Source organism: Lacticaseibacillus boliensis, from assembly GCF_054784775.1.
The window spans coordinates 124,564-149,085 of the sequence record NZ_BAAIHN010000003.1; the positions used below are offsets into that span (position 1 = coordinate 124,564).

At 52.6% G+C, this 24,522-nt stretch carries 23 protein-coding genes, 2 tRNA genes and 1 pseudogene; 15 read left to right on the top strand and 11 right to left on the bottom strand.

Translation table 11 applies throughout. From position 1 onward, the window contains the following. Positions 1–4 precede the first annotated feature (4 nt). Together ACYVRB_RS02585 and ACYVRB_RS02590 are read right to left on the bottom strand one after the other, a co-directional pair. Complete coding sequence (locus tag ACYVRB_RS02585; RefSeq protein ID WP_461213363.1) at positions 5–1,315, bottom strand: amino acid kinase family protein; 1,311 nt, start codon at positions 1,313–1,315, stop codon at positions 5–7. Further along, positions 1,272–2,420 (bottom strand): homoserine dehydrogenase, encoded by a 1,149-nt coding sequence (locus ACYVRB_RS02590; RefSeq protein WP_461213364.1) that lies wholly within the window; start codon positions 2,418–2,420, stop codon positions 1,272–1,274. The genes ACYVRB_RS02585 and ACYVRB_RS02590 overlap by 44 nt, the downstream gene beginning before the upstream one ends. Positions 2,421–2,559: 139 nt before the next feature. Between ACYVRB_RS02590 and thrC the strand changes: the two are divergent. Together thrC and thrB are read left to right on the top strand one after the other, a co-directional pair. Continuing rightward, positions 2,560–4,045, top strand: a pseudogene (gene thrC, locus ACYVRB_RS02595) (threonine synthase). Then, positions 4,011–4,907, top strand: a complete 897-nt coding sequence (gene thrB / locus ACYVRB_RS02600; protein WP_461213365.1) for a homoserine kinase — start codon at positions 4,011–4,013, stop codon at positions 4,905–4,907. Before thrC ends, thrB begins: the two are co-directional and overlap by 35 nt. A 52-nt stretch (positions 4,908–4,959) precedes the next feature. Here the strand turns inward: thrB and ACYVRB_RS02605 are convergent, their stop codons facing one another. The 4 genes from ACYVRB_RS02605 to ACYVRB_RS02620 all read right to left on the bottom strand — a co-directional run bounded on the left by ACYVRB_RS02605 (position 4,960) and on the right by ACYVRB_RS02620 (position 9,202). Then, a complete protein-coding gene (locus tag ACYVRB_RS02605) occupies positions 4,960–5,445 on the bottom strand; it encodes a GNAT family N-acetyltransferase (protein WP_461213366.1) in 486 nt (161 codons plus the stop codon). Between the two features lie 47 nt (positions 5,446–5,492). Then, entirely contained in the window at positions 5,493–6,065 is a 573-nt protein-coding gene (locus tag ACYVRB_RS02610) for a hypothetical protein (protein ID WP_461213368.1), read from the bottom strand. Between the two features lie 11 nt (positions 6,066–6,076). After that, a complete protein-coding gene (locus ACYVRB_RS02615) occupies positions 6,077–6,832 on the bottom strand; it encodes an FtsX-like permease family protein (RefSeq protein ID WP_461213370.1) in 756 nt (251 codons plus the stop codon). 189 nt (positions 6,833–7,021) lie between these two features. Beyond that, complete coding sequence (locus ACYVRB_RS02620; RefSeq protein ID WP_461213394.1) at positions 7,022–9,202, bottom strand: LTA synthase family protein; 2,181 nt, start codon at positions 9,200–9,202, stop codon at positions 7,022–7,024. Between the two features lie 174 nt (positions 9,203–9,376). On the opposite strand from ACYVRB_RS02620, the gene ACYVRB_RS02625 reads away from it, so the two are divergent. The 5 genes from ACYVRB_RS02625 to ACYVRB_RS02645 all read left to right on the top strand — a co-directional run bounded on the left by ACYVRB_RS02625 (position 9,377) and on the right by ACYVRB_RS02645 (position 14,655). Then, on the top strand, positions 9,377–9,979 hold the full coding sequence (locus ACYVRB_RS02625; protein ID WP_461213372.1) for a VanZ family protein: 603 nt from the start codon (positions 9,377–9,379) through the stop codon (positions 9,977–9,979). A gap of 446 nt (positions 9,980–10,425) precedes the next feature. Continuing rightward, the gene (locus ACYVRB_RS02630; RefSeq protein ID WP_461213373.1) at positions 10,426–11,277 is read left to right on the top strand and encodes a GRP family sugar transporter; all 852 of its coding nucleotides are present in this window, start codon (positions 10,426–10,428) and stop codon (positions 11,275–11,277) included. A gap of 173 nt (positions 11,278–11,450) precedes the next feature. Further along, entirely contained in the window at positions 11,451–12,791 is a 1,341-nt protein-coding gene (locus ACYVRB_RS02635) for a glucose-6-phosphate isomerase (protein ID WP_461213375.1), read from the top strand. A 106-nt stretch (positions 12,792–12,897) separates the two neighbouring features. Continuing rightward, on the top strand, positions 12,898–13,656 hold the full coding sequence (locus ACYVRB_RS02640) for a sulfite exporter TauE/SafE family protein (RefSeq protein WP_461213377.1): 759 nt from the start codon (positions 12,898–12,900) through the stop codon (positions 13,654–13,656). An 84-nt stretch (positions 13,657–13,740) separates the two neighbouring features. Then, positions 13,741–14,655, top strand: a complete 915-nt coding sequence (locus ACYVRB_RS02645) for a Gfo/Idh/MocA family protein (protein WP_461213378.1) — start codon at positions 13,741–13,743, stop codon at positions 14,653–14,655. A 29-nt stretch (positions 14,656–14,684) separates the two neighbouring features. On the opposite strand, the gene ACYVRB_RS02650 is transcribed toward ACYVRB_RS02645, so the two are convergent. From ACYVRB_RS02650 to ACYVRB_RS02660, 3 genes are all read right to left on the bottom strand, one after another. Next, positions 14,685–14,831, bottom strand: coding sequence for a hypothetical protein (locus tag ACYVRB_RS02650; RefSeq protein WP_461213379.1), 147 nt, complete (start codon positions 14,829–14,831; stop codon positions 14,685–14,687). 17 nt (positions 14,832–14,848) lie between these two features. Continuing rightward, positions 14,849–15,106: a hypothetical protein gene (locus tag ACYVRB_RS02655; protein ID WP_461213380.1), complete on the bottom strand. Its 258-nt coding sequence runs from the start codon at positions 15,104–15,106 to the stop codon at positions 14,849–14,851. A 252-nt stretch (positions 15,107–15,358) separates the two neighbouring features. Further along, positions 15,359–15,429, bottom strand: a tRNA-Gln gene (locus tag ACYVRB_RS02660). A 147-nt stretch (positions 15,430–15,576) separates the two neighbouring features. On the opposite strand from ACYVRB_RS02660, the gene ACYVRB_RS02665 reads away from it, so the two are divergent. From ACYVRB_RS02665 to ACYVRB_RS02680, 4 genes are all read left to right on the top strand, one after another. Further along, positions 15,577–17,007, top strand: coding sequence for a C69 family dipeptidase (locus tag ACYVRB_RS02665; RefSeq protein WP_461213382.1), 1,431 nt, complete (start codon positions 15,577–15,579; stop codon positions 17,005–17,007). 141 nt (positions 17,008–17,148) lie between these two features. Next, positions 17,149–17,601 carry a hypothetical protein gene (locus ACYVRB_RS02670; RefSeq protein ID WP_461213383.1) on the top strand — a complete coding sequence of 151 codons (453 nt, stop codon included), beginning with the start codon at positions 17,149–17,151 and terminating at the stop codon, positions 17,599–17,601. Positions 17,602–17,664: 63 nt separating this feature from the next. Next, complete coding sequence (locus ACYVRB_RS02675) at positions 17,665–18,303, top strand: TMEM175 family protein (protein WP_461213396.1); 639 nt, start codon at positions 17,665–17,667, stop codon at positions 18,301–18,303. A gap of 49 nt (positions 18,304–18,352) precedes the next feature. Then, positions 18,353–18,424, top strand: a tRNA-Glu gene (locus ACYVRB_RS02680). Between the two features lie 91 nt (positions 18,425–18,515). Here the strand turns inward: ACYVRB_RS02680 and ACYVRB_RS02685 are convergent. Together ACYVRB_RS02685 and ACYVRB_RS02690 are read right to left on the bottom strand one after the other, a co-directional pair. Continuing rightward, positions 18,516–18,698, bottom strand: coding sequence for a hypothetical protein (locus tag ACYVRB_RS02685; RefSeq protein WP_461213384.1), 183 nt, complete (start codon positions 18,696–18,698; stop codon positions 18,516–18,518). Then, positions 18,691–19,011 (bottom strand): hypothetical protein, encoded by a 321-nt coding sequence (locus ACYVRB_RS02690; RefSeq protein ID WP_461213385.1) that lies wholly within the window; start codon positions 19,009–19,011, stop codon positions 18,691–18,693. Before ACYVRB_RS02690 ends, ACYVRB_RS02685 begins: the two co-directional genes overlap by 8 nt. Before the next feature lie 120 nt (positions 19,012–19,131). On the opposite strand from ACYVRB_RS02690, the gene ACYVRB_RS02695 reads away from it, so the two are divergent. The 4 genes from ACYVRB_RS02695 to ACYVRB_RS02710 all read left to right on the top strand — a co-directional run bounded on the left by ACYVRB_RS02695 (position 19,132) and on the right by ACYVRB_RS02710 (position 24,277). Beyond that, positions 19,132–19,815, top strand: coding sequence for a histidine phosphatase family protein (locus ACYVRB_RS02695; protein ID WP_461213386.1), 684 nt, complete (start codon positions 19,132–19,134; stop codon positions 19,813–19,815). 223 nt (positions 19,816–20,038) lie between these two features. Next, positions 20,039–20,686, top strand: coding sequence for a TetR family transcriptional regulator (locus tag ACYVRB_RS02700; protein WP_461213387.1), 648 nt, complete (start codon positions 20,039–20,041; stop codon positions 20,684–20,686). Next, positions 20,679–22,406, top strand: coding sequence for an ABC transporter ATP-binding protein (locus ACYVRB_RS02705; RefSeq protein ID WP_461213388.1), 1,728 nt, complete (start codon positions 20,679–20,681; stop codon positions 22,404–22,406). The genes ACYVRB_RS02700 and ACYVRB_RS02705 overlap by 8 nt, the downstream gene beginning before the upstream one ends. Further along, positions 22,406–24,277, top strand: a complete 1,872-nt coding sequence (locus ACYVRB_RS02710) for an ABC transporter ATP-binding protein (protein ID WP_461213390.1) — start codon at positions 22,406–22,408, stop codon at positions 24,275–24,277. Before ACYVRB_RS02705 ends, ACYVRB_RS02710 begins: the two co-directional genes overlap by 1 nt. The last annotated feature ends 245 nt before the right edge of the window (positions 24,278–24,522 follow it).

Sequence of the window (24,522 nt, forward strand, 5' to 3'; positions counted from 1 at the left end):
TTGGTTACAACGCTTCGAAATAAGGTTCGGGTGCGTTGCGGGTGTGGAGAAAGTTCTGATAAATCGCGTTCAACGCGCGGGCATAGTCAGTGGTAGCGACGCCGATCAGCAGATTGGAGTCACCGGAGTTTTGGCTGACAAGGCGAACGGGGATGTTGTTATCATCCAGATATGCCAGGAGTCGTCCGGCGATGGCAGGGCGCTTGGTCAAGCGCGGCGAAATAGTGGAAATCAAGGCAATATTGGTTTGAATTGCCAGATCATCAGGCTCGCAGACGGCAACGAGGTCTTGGGCGAGTTGATGGCGTTCGTCGACGTCGATGGTGCCGTGGCAGATCAAATTCAGTGTGTCGATGGAAGTCGGCATGTAAACCACTTTGAGGTTATGATTGGCCATCACTGCCAAGGCATGTTGGATGACATCGAGGTGGGCGGCAAGCTGATAACGCTTGAGGGTGATGACTGTGTAGTGCCGGCGCCCGGCGATGCCGGTCAGCGCGCCTTCAACATTGGTCGCACGCACGACTAGTGTCCCAGCGTCTTGCGGCCGGTTGGTGTTGAGGATGCGCGTCGGGATGCCTTTGGCACGGACCGGTTGAACGGCGTCAGCCTGGAAGACCGCGGCGCCCATGAAGGTCAATTCGCGTAGCTCAGCATAAGTGAGCTGGGTGATGGCGCGTGGCGCATGGACGACGCGCGGATCGGCCATCAAGATGCTGGAAACATCGGTCCAATTTTCGTACAAGTCGACTTCTAACAAGTTAGCCAACCAAGCCCCGGAAATATCGGAGCCGCCGCGCGGCATCAGATGGACATTGCCGCACCCGTCACCACCGTAGAAACCTGGCATGACAAAATGATCAGGGGCAGATGCTAAAGCATGAGCGCTGGCGTCGGCGTCGAATTCGTCGTCGACAAACAGCATGTGGTCGATCGCGTCAAGGAAGGGCCAGCCGAGATATTCCGCCAGCAGGTGTGCGGTCAGGAACTCCCCGCGAGAGACCAGGTAGTCGTGGTCGTGATGGGCTTGCCATTCAGACTGAATGGTTGCGACGGCGGCATCCAGATCGTAGTGCAGGTGTAGCTCTTCTTTTAACGGTTCTAGGCGCGCTTTGACATCGTCAAACAGTGACTGGTCGTCGCTGGCGGCGATACGCAACAATAGGTCGGTCAACTTGACCGGATGTACGGCGTCTTTGCCGGCGGCGGAAACAACGATGAAGCGGCGATTGCGGTCAGCTTCGAGGATCTGACGGACTTTGGTGAATTGTTCAGTATTGGCCATTGAGGACCCGCCGAATTTGCAGACTTTCATGATTGACCTCCCTTCCGACGCGTAAAGCAGAAGCTTCTGGGTGTTGTTGCAAGCGAATTGCCATTTCACTGGCGGTGGTGGCTTCGATGAGGTGGGTGCCTTCGACGTCACGCCAGATGTAGTCTCCTTGGAGCAAGGTGGCATCGTTTTGCAACTGCCGGTTAAAGTGCCGAGAAACATGCGGGACGTTGTTGACGATGTCGAGCAGGTCTTGCACGATCGCGTGAGCTGTCGGGAGCTGGCCGGCACCTTGGCCGAAGAACTGGAGCTCACCGATCGTCGGGCCGACCAGGCGGATCAGGTTGTTGTTATCTGGGCATTGCGCTTCCAAGCTGGCTTCAGGCACCAACGTTGGGGCGATGACAGCGGCGAAGCGATCGTGGCTGCGGACGGCTTCGCCCATCAAGCGGATAGCGAGACCATGGGCTTTGGCCCAAGCAATGTCGCCGGCCGTGATGTTGCGGATACCAATCGTCGGTAACACGAAGTTAGGCGCGGAATTGAAGGCAATCGCACTAGAGATGCGTAGTTTGTTGGCAACATCGATACCGTCGATATCCGCACTCGGATCGGCTTCAGCGTAACCCAGCGCTTGGGCTTGCGCCAAAGCAGGACGAAAATCTTCACCAGTAGCGGTCATTTGGTCGAGGATATAGTTGCTCGTTCCATTAAAGATACCGGCAATCGTCGACAGGTCATCGACGCGTACGGCGTTTTCCAGATTTTTCAGCCAAGGGATGCCGCCGCCGGTGCTGGCTTCATAGTAGAAATGAACGCCGTTTTGTTCGGCGGCTTCGGTGAAGTCACGTAAGTAACGGGCGACGACGGCTTTGTTGGCGGTCACCACGTGTTTGTGTGCGGCTAAGGCCTGCATGATATAGGTGTGCGCCGGTTCGATACCACCCATGGTTTCGACAACGGCATCGAGATCGGGGTCGGCGAGAAGCTTGGTGATGTCGCCAGTGGCCAGGCGTGAAATCGACGTGTTCTCAGGTTTTGTTAAAAGGTGGGTGACCTGGAGAGATTTCGTTTGGTTGGTTTGGCGCTCAATAATTTTGGCGACGCCACTACCGATGGTGCCATAACCTAAGATTGCGATTTGCATACGGGCCTCATTTCTGTGTTTTTAAACAATAAACACTTGTATTTGAATACTGAACAGATTATCATAGCAAGTATTCAAATGCAACCAAAAAACGTCGCTGGTTCTAAAAGCGACCAAAATCGAAATTGAGGCGATCCGAATGTATACGAGCACCCGCAACGCAAAACTACAATTAACCAGTCAAGAAGCCTTGAAAACAGGCTTCGCACCAGACGGCGGCCTTTATGTACTACCGACATTCCCGCGCCTCGACTTAAATGAGATGCTACAGGCCGACTACCAAGCCCAAGCGGTGATGGTGTTGACGGAGCTGCTACCAGATTTTTCAAAAGCCACCTTAAAACAGGCGGTCACCGCCGCTTACGGCGATCAATGGGCGGATTCGCGCATTACGCCGCTACACCGGGTTAAGACAACCAACTTCTTAGAGCTGTTCCATGGCCCGACCAGTGCGTTCAAAGACGTCGGGTTGCAACTGTTACCACGGTTGTTGCAAGCTGCATTGGCGCCAAGCGACCGCGTGTTGATCCTCGCCGCCACCAGCGGTGACACCGGCAAGGCTGCGCTTGAAGGCTTCAAAGACGTGCCGCAAACTGGCATCGCAACCTTTTATCCGGACGGTGGCGTCAGCCCGATCCAGGAGCGCCAGATGACGACTACCGGTGGTGCCAACACTGCGGTGGCGGCGATCACAGGCAACTTCGATGATGCCCAAACGGCGGTCAAGGCGATGCTCAATAACGCAGAACTCGCTGCGCGCCTGGATCATGTCAAATTGTCGGTTGCCAACTCGATTAATATCGGGCGCCTGGCCCCACAGGTCGTGTATTATTTTGCTGCTTACCGCCAACTCGTTGAAGCCGGCCAGATTCAAGCTGGTGATGCTGTGAATTTTGCCGTGCCAACAGGCAACTTCGGGGATGTGCTGGCAGGCTATTACGCCAAGCAGATGGGCTTGCCGGTGAACAAGTTTATTGTCGCCACCAACGCCAATTCAGAAGTCGCTGATTTTCTCGCAACCGGGGTTTACGATCGCAACCGCGCGTTTTTGAAGACAGTGTCGCCTTCGATGGATATCCAGATCTCGAGCAACTTAGAGCGTCTTCTCTATTATAAGAGCAACGGCGACACCCAACTGGTCGCCAAGTTGATGGCCGACCTGCAGGCTACCGGTCGCTACCAGGTACCGCAGTCTTTGCTGGCCGCGATTCAAGAAGACTTTATTGGCGGCGCCGCCCAAGATGACGACGTGATCGCCGCCATCGAAGCGGTCGACCGCGAGTCCGGCTACCTGATGGATCCGCACACCGCCAATGGCTATGTCGTCATGCAAAAAGCCAACGTTGCTGGCCAGACCGTGCTGTTGAGCACAGCCAGTCCGTATAAGTTCCCGCAGGTGGTCGCCAAGGCCGTGTTACATCAAGATTTCGCCGATGGTTTTGCGGCCATGCAGGCACTGGTTGCCCACAGCGGCGTCGCGATTCCGCAGCCGCTGGCGATGTTGCCAAAGCTTTCTGTCCGTCACCACCAATTGCTCGCCCCAGACGCGATGCCCGATTGGGTGGCTAAACTTGCAAAGGAGATGCTGTGATGTTCAAGTTATCTGTTCCGGCAACCAGTGCTAACCTTGGCGTCGGCTATGACGTCATGGGGCTGGCTTTAGATCTGTATCTTAACGTTGAGTTCGAAGCGCAGGCTCAAGGCGTGACGATCACAGGCGGCGATCCACGTTTTCATAACGACGACAACTTGATCTATCAGGCGTTTGTCAAAGGCTGTGAAGCCATCGGCGAGCCCGTACCCGGCGTGCATCTCCATGTCGATTCTCAGATCCCAGATGTGCGCGGACTCGGTAGCTCTGCCGCCTGTATCGTGGCAGGGTTGGCCGGGGCCAACGAATGGTTTGGGCATCCGCTTGATGACGTTGCCATGCTCGGGTTGGCAACGGCAATGGAAGGCCATCCGGACAATGTTGCGCCTGCCATTTTTGGGCAACTGACCGCCACCATCATGACTGCGAATGCGCCGGTGGTTGCCCATTATCATCTCCATCCGTCCTGGCAGTTTGCTGTGGTGATTCCAGACACCCCGCTGAGTACTGAAGAAGCACGCGCGGTGTTGCCCAAGCAAATGAGCTATGCCGACGCCAGCTATCAGATGGGCCATTGCGCCTTGGCCTGCACTGCTTTGGAACGTGGCGACGGGCGATTGTTGCAAGCGGCACTGCAGGACAAAATGCAAGAGCCGTACCGGGCGGCGCTGATCCCTGATTTTGCAGGAATGCGTGCGCTTGGCGCCAAACTTGGCATGCCGGTCGTGATCTCGGGTGCTGGCTCGACGATGTTGGCCATCAGCCAAGATAAGCAACAGGTGCAACGTTTCGTCCATCAAGCTCGCGTCAAGCATCCGCAATGGCAGATCCAAACCTTGGCGATCAACACGGCCGGCGTCAAAGTCCAGTCGCAACGCGCCATCGCAGAAGGCTAAGCGGCCAAATACAAGAGCCCACAACCAAAATCGGTTGTGGGCTCTTTGGATGCTAAGCGTTGGTTAAGTTTTTGAGGTAAAAATGATCCATCGTGGTGTGGACGCCTTGATGGAGCGGTTTGTCCAGGCGGTGGTAGCCGCTGGTTTCGTAAAGGTGGATCGCGATCGGGAGGTTGGTATGGGTCTCAAGATACAGCTGGCGCCAACCAGCTCGTCGGGCTTGGGTTTCGGTGTAGGTGAGTAAACGCCGGCTTAGGTGGCGGCCGCGAGCCTCTGGTAGCAGATAGAGTTTTTGGAGCTCTGCGATCTGGCGCACATCGTCATACGCGCTGAAACCACAACCACCTAAGACGCATCCGGCTTCACGATAGACGAAATAGGCGCGATTCGTCGCGGCGGCATAAAAGTTACTGAGATGGTCGAGCTCGGGGTCCGTGTACGCGGTACCGGGGTGATCGAGTCCTGCGGCTTGCAGGCATTGGCGGATGATTGCGGCAATGGCGGCGTCATCGGTGGCAACGAGTGGTTCGATAGGCATAAAGACACTTCCTTTTTCTCGAGCTTAACGCAAATAATGCCATCGCGCTAGGCGGTGGCATCTTGGTGAACCAATTGTGGCGCGGTTGTCCAGCTGGTGGTCGGGTTCGCCGCGATCAGTCCAGCGTCAGTCGTTAGGATGATCAGGTGGGCATTAGTCGCATGGACTGCCTCTTGCGCGCAGTCGAGAAACAGGCGCGTCTCTTGCGGCGTCATTGTCTCGGGAAAGTCGCGCATCAACAGGAACTGGCGTCCAGCGAGCAGGTTGCGGAAAAGTTGCACGTATAAACTTTGAGCGGCGGAAATCGTGCTGGCGTCGGCATCCAAAAATAGGGTGTCTTTGCGCATGGCCTCAGGCAGTAGATCAAACGATTGGTGTTGCCCGTTGATCAAGATGTTGCTACGAACGGTGAGGTAAGGGACGATCCCAGCGTCGGGGACGGTGATCAGTCCCAGTTGTTTGGTGATATTGGCGTCGGTGAACGCTTGCGTGTAATGCTGAAAGCAGGCGCTGACATGTGCTTGGTCAGCGAGTTGAATGTAATAAAGGGCTGACGTGGGAAACAACGTGTGCAAGCGGTGTTGCAATTGTTGCGTGAGATGCGAGTGAAAAAGCGGCATAAACAGACCTCCTATCCGTGATGACGTAGGCGCAAACGTTGCCACCAGATGCTGGCTGACAAGACGACGCCTTGGGTGATCAATACCGTCGCGGCGCCGCTGACGAACGTTTGCCAGCCGCCAATCAGCTGGCTGTTCAGCGGTTGCGGCTTGCGGTGAGCGAAAACCAGATCGTTGCCAGAAAAATCAGTGATCCGGTGGGCAAAAAGCTGCTTGGTGATTTTGTCAAAAGTGGTCGCGCTCAATTGGCTACTGAGGTGGTGATCGATAAGGTAGCGATTAAATCCGAGTAGCTGATCGTTGAGGGTTTGGGTCAGGAAGATTGCCACGATCATCGCTAAGACGAAGCCGCCTGCGAACACGACGAAGTTTTCGAGTAAATACTGGGCGACAATATCTGCGGGGCTTTTACCGACAAGCAGATAAGCCGTGGTTTCACGCCGCCGGTGATACGCTGCACCGATCGCAGTGACGCCTGCGACAAGCGCCAAGCCGATGAGTGCATCGGCCCACCAGGCCTGATACTGCACCGAGACTTGGGTGTAAGCAGATTGGACTTCCGCAATCAGGTGGTTGGCGGAATGTAAGGCGCCAGTGTCGAACTGGCACAGGCGGCTTTTAAAGCCGTTTTGGCTGTTGAGGTTCAGTTGGTTGGCGGTCAAGAGGCAAACGCTGAGCAGGGTAAAGCAAAACACGACCACCGTGCTGGCAAGATATAGCCAGCGGTGGTAACTAAGTGCTTTGATCGCTCGTTCTAAAAACCGCATGTCGTCACCTCACTGAATAGTTTCAGTATAGCGGCGACTTTTGAACAAAATATGAACTTCTGGCGAATTCATCACGTTACCAGCCATCGATTGCCAGACTTATCTGGCAAACACGGCAGAAAAAAGCCACTAAAATACGGCAACTACCCGCTTTTGGTGACGTTGGGGTCGTTGCCGTATGCATGTCGCTTAGCGACTTGAGGAACTGCTGCTAGAGGCTTGCGCTTTCAAGACGCTTTTAGGGAATTTGGTGAGGACGCTCGGGTCGCTTGCGGCCTCGGGCGCGTCCGTATGGAAATCATTGATGGTGCTTTGGTCGTGGTTTTGGCTGTACAGCGACTTGGATTGACTGCCAAGTTGTTTCTCTGTTTTCAAGACACTGGTGAGGCTGGCGGCGTAATCGACCGTATTAGGCGCTACCGGCGTGAAACCTGCCGGAACGTAGAAACGTAGCAGATTTTTGGAAGCGACGGTGTCCGACAAGCTGAGCTCTTGATTGACAGCTTGTTGGGTGGTCTTGAGCTGGCGCTTGAGGCTGGCGTTAGGCTGGATTACTGCGCCGGTGCGGTTGAGGTAAACTGTGTTGCCAATGACGGTGTAGCGAGGCGTCACGAAGTTGTGATTGCGGAAGGCAACGGTTTGATCGTGCTGGGCAGATAAAAGGTCGGTGCCAAACTGCACGTAGGGTTTGGAGTTGACTCCGAGCAGGTGCAAGAGGGTTGGCAAGACGTCGACCTCACCACCATAAGTATGGCGAATCCCGCCTTTTAAGCCTGGCATGGTAAACATCAACGGCACCCGTTGCAGACTAGCGTCGTCGTAGTCGCTCCAGTCTTTGACCGACTTGCCCAAAAGCGGCGCCAGCGTCTTGTTGCGATCATTGGAGATCCCATAGTGGTCCCCGTACATCATGACCAAGGAGTTCTTATCAAGCCCGCTACTCTTGAGATAGGCGAAGAATTCTTTCAGCGCAGCGTCGAGGTAATGCGCGGTGCGGAAGTAGCCGTTGATCGTCGGGTCGTTGGTGCCGGCGTCTGGAAAATCGGTATCGGAATCAGCAATGTAGAATGGATAGTGATTCGTGGTGGTGATGATCTTGCCATAAAACGGCTGCTGGAGGCGTTCCATATACTTGATCGACTCGCCAAACATCAGCTTGTCTTTGATGCCATAGTCTGTGGTTTGATCGGTGGCATGGGCGTAGAAATTACCATCGAAGAAGTACTGATAACCCAGGCTTTTATAGGCGTTGTTACGGTTCCAGAAACTCCCGTCACCGCCATGGAAAACGGCGGTGGTATAGTTATCCTTTTGGTTCAGGATTGCCGGTGCGGCCTCGAAAGTGTTATCAGTGCCGAGGCTGGTGAACAGGCTGCCAGATTCGAGCCCGAACATGCCGGTTTCCAACATGTTTTCCGCGTCACTGGTTTTACCTGCGCCGACTTGGTTGAAGAAGTTGTCAAACGACAAGGTATTCTTGTCTTTGACGAGGCTGTTAAGAAAAGGCGTGACCTCTTGGCCATCGACCTTGAAGTTGATCAAGAATTGCTGGAAGGATTCCAAGTGGATGATGATTACGTTTTTGCCTTTGGCAACACCAGCGTATTGGATGTTGGGCGCTGCGTAGTGGCTGCGGGTGTAATCCAGCACCCGATCCATGTCGCTGGCGTCGGCTTGGGCGCGGACCTGAGAGTTTTGCGCTGTTTTGACCCCGTCGTACAGTGTGAATGGCGCCAGGCCGAGATACTTGACGGTGTAATTATGGTCAAAAGTCCGTGTCAGCAAGTTCGGACGGTTTAATTCAGCAATCGCCATGTTGACGGCAAAAAGCGCCAAGGCGATTACAGAAACTGCCTGTGGTAAGTGGAATTTCATTCGCCGGCGATCGAGGTGGAAGCCAAAATGCGGCCAGCGTAACTTTTGTCCTTGCAGGTAACGCCAGATGTTGAGTAGTGCGGCGCCAAGCTCGACCACGATGACGAGGGCGATGTCGATCAGGTAGACCAAGTCGCGCGGCGTCATCATGTTGAGCGTGCTGGCCCCGAGTCCTTGGGAGACCTTCGAAGCCCCGAGCATGGTGGCAATCGTTAAGAAATCGCTAAACTCGCGGTAATACAAAACGTTAGCCAGCAGCAAGACGTTCAAGAGCAAATACACGACGATGGCGATGATGTAGCCGGTGTGTGGACGCTTGGGATACATGGCGATGCTAAGAAGTAGCAAGCCAGTGCCGATCGGGTTGAGCAGTAACAAGCCTTGCTGGATCATGCCGGTCGCTCCGAGGGTGAAATCGACATGATAGGCGAAGATCGTCTTCACCCAGAATAAGGCTAATAGAAGCAACACAAATCCGAGCCTGGTCGATCGCATGCGGGAAATAAGCTTGTGCACTGTCGCGCCTCCTTGAGATATTGTCTTCCATATTGTACCCGTGTCCTTTGGTCGTCGCAAACTTCGCCAGGAGTTTAATAGAAGTCTTAAGTTCGGTCGTGACATATTCAAGGGCCTGGTGTCTCTGCTACAATGAAGACGTGGAGGAATGTGATGCTGTTTCTTGGGCCCCTATACCGGATCGTCGCAGCCAGTCGGTTTGCTGAAGTGAACCACTGGCCGCTGTTACGTCTGGTCTTTTATTCATTAGATAAAACGCTACTGTACCTGATCATTTTTCTGGCCGTGCGCTGGGGCAGTGCCGTGCTGTTCCGCCGACCGTTGGCATTGCGCCACGAGCTGAAGGTGGCGGTATTTGCCGGCTATATTATCTTGTTGCTGGCGCTGACCGTGTTTCGGGATGTTTATTACCCGTGGCAATTGCAACTGCATTGGCATCGGTCACTTAGCGTGATCAACACCACCCCGTTGATTGAGACGCTGAAGCTACGGCAGGGGCAAAGTCAGTTTGACTTTTGGTATCAATCACTTGGCAACGTGATTTGGTTCTTGCCGTTTGGTTGGGGAGTGGCGAGTTTGACCCATCGCTTCGGGTTCATTCGGGTGGCATTGGGTGGTTTGGCGTTGAGCCTGATGATCGAATGTCTCCAGTTTCTCCTGATCTCTGGTGTTGCAGATATCGATGACGTTATCTTCAATGTTACCGGCGCCTTGTGCGGTTATTTGGCGTTTCGCCTGTGTCGGCCCCGGCGTTGAGGAATTCTCAAAGCTCGAATCAGTTGATTCGGGCTTTTTTTGATACACTGGGATAGGTAAGCTGAAAATAACATTAATCAGCTTATCGTTGGATCAGCAAGAATGCGGATTTTCTGAAAACAAGAAAGTTTCATTGCGAAGTTTGAAACAAAAATGACATTTCGATGGCAAAACAGGACAAAACAGCAGTTGTCACATGTTTTTTTCGTGTTTTTAAAAATTTTTGAAAGCGTGATGACGGATGGCGTAAGTTGGGCGTTACTGACTGTTTGTGAGCGGTCGTGAAAGCTACTGGCACCGATTTCAGTATCCGGTTGCAAGGCGCAATCCTCGGTCTAGAGCGGTTGAATTGAAAACGAAATCACGATAGAATAACTACTTGTGTATTTTGATTGAACACAACAGAAATCAACTTGAATAATTTTTAAATGGAAAGAGGAGAGGTAATGGCAATCATTATCGCATTGATCCCGGCAATTGCATGGGGGTCTATCGGTTTAGTAAGTGGTAAGCTTGGCGGTAACGCTTATCAGCAGACGTTGGGGATGACGATCGGGGCCTTGTTCTTTGGTATCGGGACTTGGTTCTTCGCGCATCCAGTGATGGATTCAAAGGTCTGGTTGCTCGGGATCTTGTCTGGGCTGTTTTGGGCCTTGGGTCAAAGCCAGCAGTTCCAAGCGATGAAGTATGTCGGTGTGTCGATGACCGTGCCGATTTCAACAGGGATGCAACTGGTTGCCAGTACCTTGGCAGGCGCGCTGTTGTTTGGCGAATGGAAAACCGGCAAAGATATCACTATGGGGCTGTTGGCCTTGGTCCTCTTGGTTGTCGGCGCAACGCTGTCTTCTCGCAAGGAGAAAATGGCTGATGCCGGCGCTTCGACGTCCTACGGCAAAGGGATCCGCACCTTGCTGATCTCGACGGCAGGCTATGCCGGTTACACCATCGTAGTCAATGCCGGCCACCTCGGCGCGACCGCCGTCGTGCTGCCACAATCAATTGGGATGCTCGTTGGCGCGCTTTTGTTCTCGATCGGCCACGACGCTTTCCAAAAAGCGACGGCCAAAAACATCGTCACCGGGTTGCTTTGGGGCACCGGGAACGTGTTTATGCTGGTGGCAATGGGTTCTGTCGGGTTGGCGATTGCCTACTCGATGTCACAGATGGGGATCGTGATCTCCACGTTTGGCTCGATCTTCCTGCTGGGCGAACGCAAGACCCATAAGGAAATGACTTGGGTGACCTGGGGTGCAATCTTGATTATCGCCGGCGGGGTTGTCCTCGGGATGATGAAGTAATCGCCGTCTTTTAGAGCGCTTACTCGTCAGTGCGGTTATGACATGATAATATAGAGGAAAGACGTCTGCTGTGAACATTTTCATAATTTTCACAATAGGCGTCTTGCTTTTTCAAAGTATAGTGTTTAAAGTTGAAAATGTGTTTGAGTGAAAATTTAGGAGGAACGCAGATAATGGCTACAATTTCATTTGATGCATCAAAGTTGGACAAGTTCGTTGCCCCACACGAACTCGACCAAATGCAAGCATTGGTTACTGCTGCTGACAAAGAATTACGTGAAGGCACCGGTGCCGGCGCTGATTTCCGCGGGTTCTTAGACCTGCCGGTGAACTACGATAAGGACGAATTCGCCCGCATCAAGGCAGCGGCCAAGAAGGTCCAATCCGACTCCGAAGTCTTCGTGGCAATCGGTATCGGCGGTTCCTACTTAGGTGCACGTATGGCCTTTGACTTCTTGTCCCACACCTTCCGCAACTATGAACCAGGCCGCAAGCTGCCAGAAGTTTACTTTGCTGGCAACTCCATCTCCGGTTCTTACCTCGCAGACTTGATCGAAATGATCGGCGACCGCGACTTCTCGTTGAACGTGATCTCCAAGTCTGGGACCACCACCGAACCTTCGATCGCTTTCCGGGTCTTGAAGGCTAAGCTGATTGCTAAGTACGGGGCTGAAGAAGCGAAGAAACGCATCTACGCGACTACTGACCGTGCTAAAGGCGCGTTGAAGACCGAAGCTGATGCAGAAGGCTACGAAGAATTCGTTGTGCCTGATGATCTGGGTGGCCGTTACTCCGTTCTTTCTGCTGTTGGTTTGTTGCCAATCGCCGTTGCCGGCGGGGACATCGACAAGCTGATGGCGGGCGCTGCTGCTGGCCGTGAAGCTTATGCTGACGCTGATCTGACTAAGAACGAAGCTTATCAGTATGCCGCTTACCGGAACATTTTGTACCGTAAGGGCTATACCACCGAATTGCTTGAAAACTACGAACCAACCTTGCAATACCTTGGCGAATGGTGGAAGCAATTGATGGGCGAATCCGAAGGTAAGGATCAAAAGGGTATCTACCCATCATCCGCTAACTTCACCACCGATTTGCACTCCTTGGGTCAATATATCCAAGAAGGCCTGCGCAACTTGATGGAAACCGTGGTTTGGGTCGAAAACCCAGCCAAGGATGTTACCATCCCGGTTGAAAAGGGCAGCAAAGACGGCCTTGAATTCCTCGAAGGTAAGAAGATGTCTTACGTTAACCGCAAGGCCTACGAAGGTGTTGTTCTCGCCCATACCGATGGCGGCGTGCCAGTGATGACCGTGTCCATCGACAAGCAAGACGCCTACACCTTGGGCTACTTGATCTCCTTCTTCGAATACGCGGTTGCTGTTTCCGGTTACCTCAACGGGATCAACCCATTCAACCAACCAGGTGTTGAAGCATACAAGCGCAACATGTTTGGTCTGCTCGGCAAGCCTGGCTACGAAGATCTGACCAAGGAACTGAACGCACGCCTGTAAGCTTGCGCGCCTAACTTTAAGGTCAATCGCAAAGCGTCCCGAAATTTTCGGGGCGCTTTTTTGATTATACGCGGTATGATAGATAAGAGAGAAGCGAGGCAAGCCAATGAATACACTGAATTTTTTGATCTTAGTTGTTGCCGGTGTTGCCGCCGGGTTGTTGTCATCGGTTGCGGGCCTGGCATCGTTAGTGTCCTATCCGGTGCTGTTGGCGTTTGGGCTACCACCGGTGACAGCCAATGTCACCAACACCGCTGGGTTGTTTTGGTCGGGCATCGGGTCAACGGTCAGCTCGTTGAGAGAACTCCGTGGTCGGGCTAAGCAGCTGGTGCAGATCGTGATGATGACGATCATAGGCGGTATCTTGGGGGCGCTGTTATTGGTGCGCTTGCCAGCGGATTCTTTTCAAAAAGTCGTGCCGTTTTTTATCTTGGCATCTGGTTGTTTGCTCTTGATTGATGAGTGGCGCCATGGCAAGGAACAAACGCCGCGGCATGCAACACACGCGACCCTGTGGGCCAATCTTGGGGCGTTAGGCGTGGGAATCTACACCGGCTACTTCGGAGCGGCCGGAGGGATGGTGATGCTGGCGATCTTGAGCGCGACGATGACCGAGCCGCTACCGGTGGTGAATGCCGTAAAAAACGTGGCGTGTTTTGGCGCCAACGCGATCTCGCTGGTGGTGTATATGGTACAGACGCCGATTGCGTGGCTGATGGTCATTCCGCTTGGACTCGGGCTGTTCATTGGCGGCTATTGTGGTCCGATCATCGTGCGGCACGCACCATTGCGTCCATTGCGGATCTTGATTGCGTTGGCGGCGTTCGGGTTGGCCGCGCAGCTGTTTTGGCAGGCATATCGTTAGCATTTTACTAGGAATCCGCAGATAACTTGTGCCCGAGCTTGCCCTGTGCTAGCGTGAAGGTATCAAAATAAAATAGGTGATCGTATGTTAAATATCGGAGTCATCGGCCTCGGCAGCATTGCGCAGAAGGCCTACTTACCAATTTACGCTCAGCTTCAAGATCAAGCCCAGTTCTACCTAGTCAGCCGTGATTTGCAGAAGGTAACCAATATTGCGAATCAGTACCACATGGTGGCCGCTGGCACCGCGGTCGAAGACCTCGACAAGATGCAACTTGACGCAGTGATGATCCATGCCGCCACCGCGGTTCACTACGAACTGGTCAAGCACTTCTTGGCACGTAACGTGAACGTGTTTGTCGATAAACCGCTGGCGACCAATATGGATCAGGTGACTGAGCTGTACTTGCTAGCAGCTCAGCATCAAAAGTTGTTGACGGTTGGGTTTAATCGCCGTTTCGCACCTGCCATCAAGACGCTGATCGATCTACCAGAGAAGAACCTGATTCAAGTCACCAAGAATCGCGTTGCCCATCCGCAAGCACCAAAAGATGCCATTTTTGACTTGCTGATCCACTCACTAGATACCGCGTTGGCGCTGGCCGGTTTTCCTGGCGAGCCAACAGCGCGGTATACGTTGCATACAGATAAAGACGGTCATGCTGAACAAGCCGGCGTCACGTTCATGGGAAGTGGTATTCGCGGGGATGCCTCTATCAACATGGTGGCAGGGACCAACCTGGAAGAAGCGGCAGTGGGTACACCTAACGGACTGTTCCGCGTGGAAGACCTCAGTATCAGTCACACCTACCATGGTAGCAGCCACACCATCGTCAACTCGCCAGACTGGCAACCAATGTTAGAGACACGTGGGTTTGCACCGCTAGTGCGCGCATTTTTCAACGCGGTGGCCAATTCCGGAGAGAATCCGGTGCCGCCAGAAACCAGCCGGCTGACGCACCAACTGTTGGCGGACATGGTCGACCAACTGCAAAACTAAAAAAATGAGGTTCTCAATTGCAGAGAGCCTCATTTTTTATGATGTTGGGTGGTAGTCGCGTGATCTTTAACGATTACCAAGATGCCACTGGCAAGGGTCAAGGCGCCGGAAACAATGGTGACAGCACCCGCGGCGGTGGCGACGATGCCCCAAGGTAAGACAGTATGTTTTGCCATGATAAACCTCCAATCAATTAATCGCGATAACAGTCGATCACTGTTTGCCAGGCCTGACGATCGGCTTCTGGCAAATCATCAGTCAATGCAGACACCACGTGGACAGTACCTTCAAAATCGACTTGATAATCGAGGGTCAGCGCCGGCAAAGGTTCTCCCCCGACGGCGAGAATATGGCCGATCCGGCCGGGATGTAGTTGTGATTTGAAGCGTGCGATCGCGTCGTCAAGTGACAATAGTTGTGTTTTCGGAAGTCCGGAACATTGATATTGCATCACAGATTTCTCCTTTTCCCTAATCATAGCAGGTGCAAAACCGAATTGCGAGCCTATTTGTGCTCTAATGCACAAGAAGGCTGAACGGGTTAGACCGGAGACATTCAGGCGCGAATCGCAAGCAACGAACAGTCTGTGGTGGAAGTGCGCCAGAATAATGGCTGTGTAGAAGTTCGGACTCGAAGATGAAGGTAAATAAAAAGCTGTCATTCCGGTATTAATTAACCGGTGACAGCCAATGATTGTTATAAGTTGGGTAGATAGGGATCGAACCTATGATTATGGATTCAGAGTCCACTGCGTTACCACTTCGCTACTACCCAATGATCTGCGTTGCCTTAGCAACGAGTAATATCTTACAAAATATCCGGCGTTGTGTCAACGTTTCGTCAGAAAAAATTGCAAGAGGTGCAAATTTCTTGATTCCGGCGTACACTTAAACTAATTTATTTGGAAAAGAGGGGCACTTAATGAAAATCGAATCTGCATGTACGTCCATCCTGGTGGGGAAAGCTGCTAGTATCGATGGCACGACCATGATCGCGCGTAACGATGACACGTTCAAGCCGCTGACACCGCAACGTTTTTATATGCACCCAGCGTGGAAAGGTGAAAAAGGACTCACGGTGAAGTCACCGCTGAACAATTTTGAGGCACCATTACCGGAAAACGGCTATCGTTACAACGCTGTACCTAATGTCGATAACGCGCATGAAGGTGACTACGAGGAAAGTGGCATTAACGAGAAGAACGTTGCGATGTCTGCGACCGAGTCGACTTATGGGAACGAACGCGCCTTGGCATTTGATCCGCTAGAAAAAGACGGTTTGGATGAAGACTTGATCGTCAATATGGTGCTACCCTTCATCGAATCTGCTCGCCACGGGGTCGAATACCTTGGCCAACTGATCAAAACTTATGGTTCGCCTGCAGGTAATTCTGTGCTTTTTTCTGACAAAGATAATGTGTGGTACATGGAAATCGTCACCGGTCATCACTGGGTAGCCCAGCGTATCCCTGATGACGCTTATGCCGTTGCGGCGAATCAAGTGGCGATTCAGCAAGTCGACTTCGACGATTCTGACAATTTCATCTGGAGCGAAGGCATCCAAGACTTCGTTGCGACTCATCACCTCAATCCTGACAAGGAAGGCTGGAACTTCCGCCATATCTTCGGGACGATGAACGAAAAAGATCGGCATTACAACACCCCGCGAGTTTGGTATGCTCACCACATTTTGAATCCAGAAACTCCGGAAGAACCAGAATCAGCAGAGCTACCATTCATCATGCACACAGACCACAAGATCACGCGCGAAGACATCGCCTACATCTTAGGGAGCCACTACAACGAGACGCGTTTTGATCCGTTAGGCCACGGCAACGACGAAGACAAGCATCGCTATCGGCCGATCGGCTTGAACCGGACGCAAAATTCCCATATCTTGCAGGTACGCAACGCCGTGCCTGAAGGCCAAGCGGCGGTGATGTGGCTGAACATTGGGGTGCCAACGTTTTCGCCATACGTGCCGTTTTACTGCAACGCTGAAGACACCGATCCGTCGTATAACCAGACACCGATGACGATGGACGTCGATAAAGACTCGGCCTATTGGTTGCATCGTGAGCTGGGTATGTTAGTAGAAAGCCACTACAGCCACTTCATTCAGCAAAATCGCGATTACCTGACCGAGCTTAACCGCCGTTTCCGGATCCACTTAGCCCAAACGGATGCAAAAACCGCTGAGCTGACCGGTAACGACTTGACCGAAGCGCTGACCGCTGCCAACTATCAGCTGGTCGCAATGGTCAAGGCTGAAACCAAAAAGCAGATCGCAAGTTATGTGATGCAAGGCCTCGAACTATCGAAGCTGACGTTTGACATGGATATCAACCTTTAAGCTTAAAAAACGTAAACAAGCGTCGGCACACTTCACCCGAATCGATGGGGTGGTGTGTGCCGGCGTTTTTGTCGTCTTTCGGGGAACTAATGGGTTATAATCGTGATGTAAGCGGAATCATTGAGTCTGGAGGTGATAGTCATGGCTTTCTTGAATCAGCACACAACACCCGCGCGCGTCGAGCGGCAATTAGGCAAACGCGGCATTCCTGCTGGCGACAACTGGGTGTGGGCACACGAATGGCGGCGGCCGGTCAGCGAAGCGGAGGCCCAGTGGGACATCGCCAACGCGTATTTGTTGGCTGCTCTCGAGTCTCGGCGTGTGTTGCTCGTGGCGACGTCAACGACACTGTGGGTCGCAGAGCTAGCGTTGGGCTGGCTGATTCGGGTACAGGGGTTTTCGCTACGTCGGATGACGGCTTTGACACTGGCTCCAGACCCAGAAGACACGACCCAATCGCGCTTGCAGTTTGTGATCGGTGGCGAGCAACACTGCTATGCGATACCACAACAATGGCCGGTAGCGACGCAACGACGGAACTGGGCATACATGCTGACGGTGTTGGCACCGGCGGGGGTGAGCGTTGCATCTTGATGGTGCACAATGTATAATGATCCGAAAAGGTGGGAATGTTTCCGCCTAACAGGAGGCGACATGATGTCAAAGGAGCGGATCAATGCATTGAGCGATGGCGTTTTTGCCATTTTGTTGACGATCTTGATTTTAGAATTCAAGCCGTCGACCATCACTCCTGGTACGCTGGGCCATGTGATCAGCCGCCAGGGGCCGCTGTTTTTGATGTATCTGATGTCATATTTTTACGTCGGCACCAGCTGGTTATTCCATCATGATTATTTTCAATATGTGAAAAAAACGAACCGGATGCTCAATATCTTGAATCTGGTGTTATTGTTCACGGTGACCTTGGTGAACTACGCGATGGTGTTGTTGATCGAGGCGCTGACCAACGGCAATGCTGATGACATTCAAGTCGCCTTCATTGTGTACGACATCGTGGCGATCTTGATTTCGGCCAGTTTCTTGATGGTGTATCGGTTCTTAGAACATCATGTCGAACTGCGCAATCTGGAAGGTATCGAGACGCACTACAGTCGTATTCGAATGGATCCCGCCCGGTCGGTCGGCATCTATCTGTTGTCGATCGTCGCCAGTTTCTTTTCCAATTGGTTGGCAGGGGCGTTGTTGATCGTGGGGGTAGTGTTCCACTTCGTCGCCTATCTGCGGTTCAGCCGCGTGATTCATCTCGGCGTGAAGAAAAGTGCGGGAGGTGCTTGACCAAACTCTGGTTATCCTGTAATATAAATAACTGTTCTGATAGAGCCATTGCCCGTTGGTCAAGTGGTTAAGACGCTTGGTTCTCAGCCAAGAATCACGGGTTCGACTCCCGTACGGGTGATCACAGCCGCTACATCGTTGATGTGGCGGCTTTTTTGATGCTTTTAGTAGCTATTCAAAAAGGCGAGCCCGGAGACTTGCCTTCTGCAAATTCAGTGCGTATTGTGCCATAAGAATAAGGCGTACAGCAGACATGCCAGCGCATAAATCAGTGTCGGAATGACCAGAAAAATCAGCCAGCGCCAACCCATCGCCGCCATTCCCACCCAAAATAAAAAGGCGAGGATGCTCGCCTGGACGGTGCGTTGAATCAGCGCCAGCACCGGTTTACTCAAAGCTGACCTCGATAAAGTTTTCGTTGAGGTCTGTGGCGTGGCTGAGCGTCAGCCACAGCTCGCTAGGCACAGGAGGTTCGTCTGGATCGATCTGGTTCGCCAACCAGCGGACCAATTCCGGATTAGCCGCGATGAAATCCGCGTCAAGGCGGGTCGCTTCGAGCCGGTTGTCAGGGAAAACCTGGGCTTGGTAAGGAAAAATCACCGTGTCTGGCATCCGAAAGGCGACGACGTTCTGCAATCCACGCGCCACCGGCTGATAGCTCATTGGATGGGTTTGTAAATAGTTAAGCAACATCTGCGCGATTTTCACGGGCTTGCCTCCGACTTAAGTCTGTATAGTTAGATTCCTGAATATGATAGCATGAAACTATAAGGGTTACAAAGTTAGTCTGTTTGAAAACGATACCATGATGAGAAACGGGGGAACATGATGACAGTACGGTTATATCTCGTCCGCCACGGCGAAACTAGCATGAACAAGTCGGCTCAGTTGCAAGGCATCACCGATGCCGTATTGACGGCCAAAGGACGCCAGCAGGCGGAACAAACCGCCAAACTGCTACAAGGCGTGCCGTTTTCGGCCGCGTATAGCTCCGATCGCAGTCGGGCGGTGACCACAGCAGAGATCATTCTAAAAACCCATCCAGGCGTCTCACTGAAAGAGTTCGCTGGGCTGCGGGAGTATTATTTTGGCCAGCTCGAAGGCGAATCCGAGCGTCGCTTGGTGCAGACATCATTGGCACGTTATGGGGTTAAAACCATGACCAAGGCGTGGCTTGGTGGTGAGCGGTTTGCGCAATTGATCCGCAATTTTCAGCGCATGGATGACACCGGCCAAGCGGAGTCGCTGCCTGCGCTGCGTACCCGGGTCGAACATAGCTTCAAACGCATTGTTGCTGAACAGCCGGCAGAAGCCGATGTGTTGGTCGTCAGCCACGGCGTTTTCTTGAGCGCCTTGGTGAATTGGTTGGCACCGGAACAGCTACCCGCCACGTTGTTGAAAAACGCCAGCGTCACTCGGCTTGATGTGAACGGCGATGAGTGGCGCGTGTGTGGCGTCAATCTGACGACTGAGGCCGCGTTAGCCAAGGTGGCAGGCGAACTCGCTGAATGAAATTTTCTTTTTAGGGCAAAAGTCCCTTGCAATAAAACAACACCCGCGTATAATGACAAGTTGTCACATGACAAACTGTCATGTTTTCTCGGGCCCGACAGGCGTTAACTCTTTAAGAGTTGACGCCTGAGTTGCGTCCGGGGTCAAAGTCACGATTGGCAGGTTTGAATGCCAGTCGCCATAACACCAGAGCCGCAACTTGCGGCCGGAAAGGAAGCAGGACATGCCTAAATCAACCTTTTTTCGGTTGCCTGAAGCCAAGCGCGATCGTTTGATCAAAGCGGCGTATGCCGAGTTCACGCGCGCCCCGTTCAATGAAGCCAGCATCTCCAACATCATTAAAGATGCCGGGATCCCGCGGGGGAGTTTCTATCAATATTTTGAGGACAAGGCAGACATCTTCTATTATCTGCTTGAACGCTCCAAGCAGATGACAACGGCGTGGGTAAAAAGCGCCCTCGATGAGCACCACGGCGATCTTTTTGCCACCATGAACGATTTGTGCAATCGCGCGATCGACATCTTGGTGGAAGGCCCATACGCCAAATTTTATCGCAACGTGTTCATGTACATGGACTTTCACTCGGCAGCCAAGTTGACACCGGGAGAACGTCCGCAAAAGCCTAAAGGCGAAATCATTCAATATTTTGTGGCGCATATCGACCGCGAAAACTTGCGGGTGCGCAGTGATGAAGATGTGCATATCTTGGTGCGTCAGCTGACCGGCTTGTTCATGCAGACCATGGGTTATTATTATAATCATCTGCATGATGGCCATGAAGTACCAGTACAAGTATTGAAAGACCGTACCAACCAGATGCTCACCTGGTTGCAATACGGGGTCGCGAAGAAGGAGGGAACACATGATTAAACTAGCCAAAGGCCGCATGTCGCCTTGGGCGGTGATCGGTGCGGCATTGTTCATGGTCGTGCAGGTCATCAGCTCACTATACCTGCCAAACCTGACCGCGGATATCGTCAACAACGGGGTCGCGACTGGCGATGTCGATTACATCTGGAAAACCGGGATCAAAATGATCTTGTTCTCTGTGTTGTCAGTCGTGGCCGCAATGGGGAACGTCTTCTTGGCGGCACGGACGTCGCAAAAGCTCGGCCAAAACGTGCGCCACGATGTCTACCATAAAGTGCTGAAGTATTCGCATGATGAAATGGATGCGATCGGTACCAGTTCCTTGATCACGCGGACGACCAACGACGTCACCCAGCTACAAAACGCTTGGATGATGATTTTGCGGATGATGATCATGGCGCCGATCATGCTCATCGGGGCAAGCTTCTTGGCTTACCAGAAGAATCACACCTTGACCTCGATCTTCGTGATCGTGATTCCGCTGATGTTGATTTTTGTCGGGATCTTGATGAAGTTTGCGGTGCCGCTGTTCCGCATGATGCAAGAGAAAACCGATAAGATCAACTTGGTTTTCCGTAAAGGCCTGACCGGTGTACGCGTTATCCGCGCGTTCCGCCAAGACGACTTCGAACAAGACCGTTTTGACGATGCCAACCTCGATTACACTAACAACGCGATCAAGGTCAACACGATTATGGCACTGGCATTACCGGTGATGACGCTGATCATGTCTGGTACCAACATCGGGATCACCTGGTGGGGCGGCCATCTGATCGCGCAACAGGCTATGCAAACCGGGAATATGATCGCGTTTATCACATACGCGATGCAGATCCTGATGAGTTTCATGATGTTGTCAATGATCCTGGTCTTCATCCCCCGGGCGCAGGCTTCTGCCGTCCGGATCAACGAAGTACTCGATCAAAACTCACCGATCGAATCTCCTGCTCATCCCAAAGCAATGGGCACGACACCGAGCTTGCAGTTTGACCACGTTGACTTCCGGTACAAAGGGGCTGAAGAGCCTGCCTTGACCGGCATCGACGTGAACATGCACGCTGGCGAGACCCTGGCGATCATCGGTGGCACCGGTAGCGGGAAGACGACGATGATCAACCTGATCCCACGTTTTTACGACACGGAAAAGGGCCAAGTCAAAGTCAACGGGGTCCCAGTCAACGAGCTTGATCTCAAGGAGCTCCATCAAGCCATTTCGTTCGTCCCACAAAAAGCCGTGCTGTTTTCCGGCACCGTGCGGGAAAACATGCGCTATGGGAATCCCAACGCCACTGATGATGAGATCTGGCACGCGCTAGAAATTGCCCAGTCGCGCGACTTTATTGCTGAAAACCCTGAAGGCTTGGATTACCACGTCGAACAAGGTGGGGGCAACTTCTCAGGCGGCCAACGTCAGCGTCTCGCGATCGCGCGGGCGCTGGTCAAAAACGCTAGCGTTTATGTCTTTGATGATTCCTTCTCCGCGTTGGACTTCAAGACCGATGCCAATTTACGCCAAGCGCTCAAAGACGATGAACAGATCTCTCAAAAAGTCGTGGTCATCGTTGGTCAGCGCGTATCGACGGTTGCTGACGCAGATACCATCGTCGTTTTGGATGACGGCAAGATGGTCGGTCGCGGCACACACGCTGAACTGAGAGCCAACAATGAAACTTACCAAGAAATCGTGAACTCACAGATTCGAAAGGGGGATGAAGCCTAATGGCAGAGCATACGAGTCGTCCAAGTGGTGGCATGGGACCCGGTCCCCGCGGCCGCGGTTTAGTGCAGAAGCCAAAGAACTTCTGGGGCACCAGCAAGCGCCTGCTCGGATACATGAAGAGCCGCATTATTGGCATTATCGTGGTGTTACTGTTTGCCATTGTGTCGACGATCTTTCAGATCCGCACGCCTAAGATCTTAGGGGAAGCGACTACTGAAATCTTTAAAGGGTATATGAAAGGTGTCGCGCAGCAAAAAGCCGGCATCAAGATGGCTGAATACCCGATCAACTTCCCTAAAATCGAACACATCATCGTGATTGTTATTCTGATGTATGTGGCGTCGGCCTTCTTCTCCTTCATGCAACAATACATCATGACCCGCGTTTCTCAGCGCACGGTCTATGAGTTGCGCAAAGAGCTCAAAGCCAAGATGAAGACGGTACCGATCAATTATTATGACACCCATTCCAATGGGGACATCATGTCGCGGGCGATCAACGATATGGATAACATCGCCTCGACCCTCCAGCAGAGTCTGACGCAGATGGTGACGTCGACGTTCACCTTCATCGGGACGTTGTGGATGATGCTGTCGATCTCTTGGAAGATGACGCTGATCGCCTTGGTCACGATCCCGTTGTCTCTGGTGATTGTCGGGGTCGTGGCGCCAAAATCGCAGAAGTATTTTGCCGCCCAGCAGAAGGCCTTGGGGTTGTTGAACAACCAAGTCGAAGAAAACTTCGCCGGCCAGGTCGTCTTGAAGTCCTTCAACCGTGAAGAAATCGCGATGGAAGCCTTCAACGACGAAAACCAGCGCTTCTTCAACGCGGCTTGGAAAGCGCAGTTTGTTTCTGGCATTATCATGCCGTTGATGATTTTCTTGAACAACATCGGTTATGTCTTCGTTGCCATCTTCGGTGGGGTCAACGTTGCCAATGGGAATGTCTCGTTAGGGGATGTGCAGGCGTTCTTACAGTATACCCAACAATTTTCCCAGCCGATCTCTCAGCTCGCCAACCTCGCCAACACGATCCAAAACACGATCGCGTCCGCGGAGCGTGTCTTTGAAGTCTTAGATGAAAAAGATATGACCAACGAGCCTTCCAACGTGCCAGCAGTGCCTAACGATCCCAACAAGTTGGTCATGGATCACGTTCAGTTTGGATATGACGGCGGCGAGATGCTGATGACCGATTACAACTTGCAGGTCAAGCCCGGACAGATGATCGCGATCGTCGGTCCGACCGGTGCGGGTAAGACTACCGTCATCAACATGTTGGAACGGTTCTACGATGTCAAAGGCGGCTCGATCCGCCTCGATGGTGTCGACACGCGGGACATGCCACGAGAAGACCTTCGTAGCCATTTTGCGATGGTCTTGCAGGACACCTGGCTGTTCACCGGTTCGATCTGGGATAACCTCAAATATGGTAAAGAAGATGCCACCGACGAGCAGATCATGGCCGCCAGCAAGGCAGCGCACGTGGACAACTTCGTCCGTCAGCTGCCTGAAGGCTACAACACCATCTTGGACGAGTCGGCAAGCAACATCTCCCAAGGCCAGCGGCAGCTACTGACGATTGCTCGGGCCTTCGTTGCTGATCCGGATATCTTGATCCTCGATGAAGCGACCAGCTCTGTCGACACCCGGACCGAAGTGCACATTCAACACGCGATGAATCGTCTGTTGAAAGGTCGCACTAGTTTCGTTGTCGCCCATCGGCTGTCGACGATCCGAGACGCGGATAATATCATTGTGATGAACCACGGCTCGATCATCGAAACCGGCAACCACGACGCATTGATGGCCAAAAACGGTTTCTATGCTGATCTATATAATAGTCAATTCTCTGGTAACGTCGCGATTTAATGTATCAATGATCCCGTCAACGGCAATTGTAGCTGACGGTATTTTTGTGCGCCTTTATGATGATGTTCAAGGCCTTGAACATCATTCAATGAGGTCATACTGTGGGTAAATTACAATTACCTGGATTATTCACCTCGGTATTTGGGACATGAAATCGCATCTGGCCGGTCTGAAAGCAACGTTTGGAGCGTTGCGAATACTGACTGAGCGGAGAAGTTGGTGATCGATGCACCACGAACAGACCG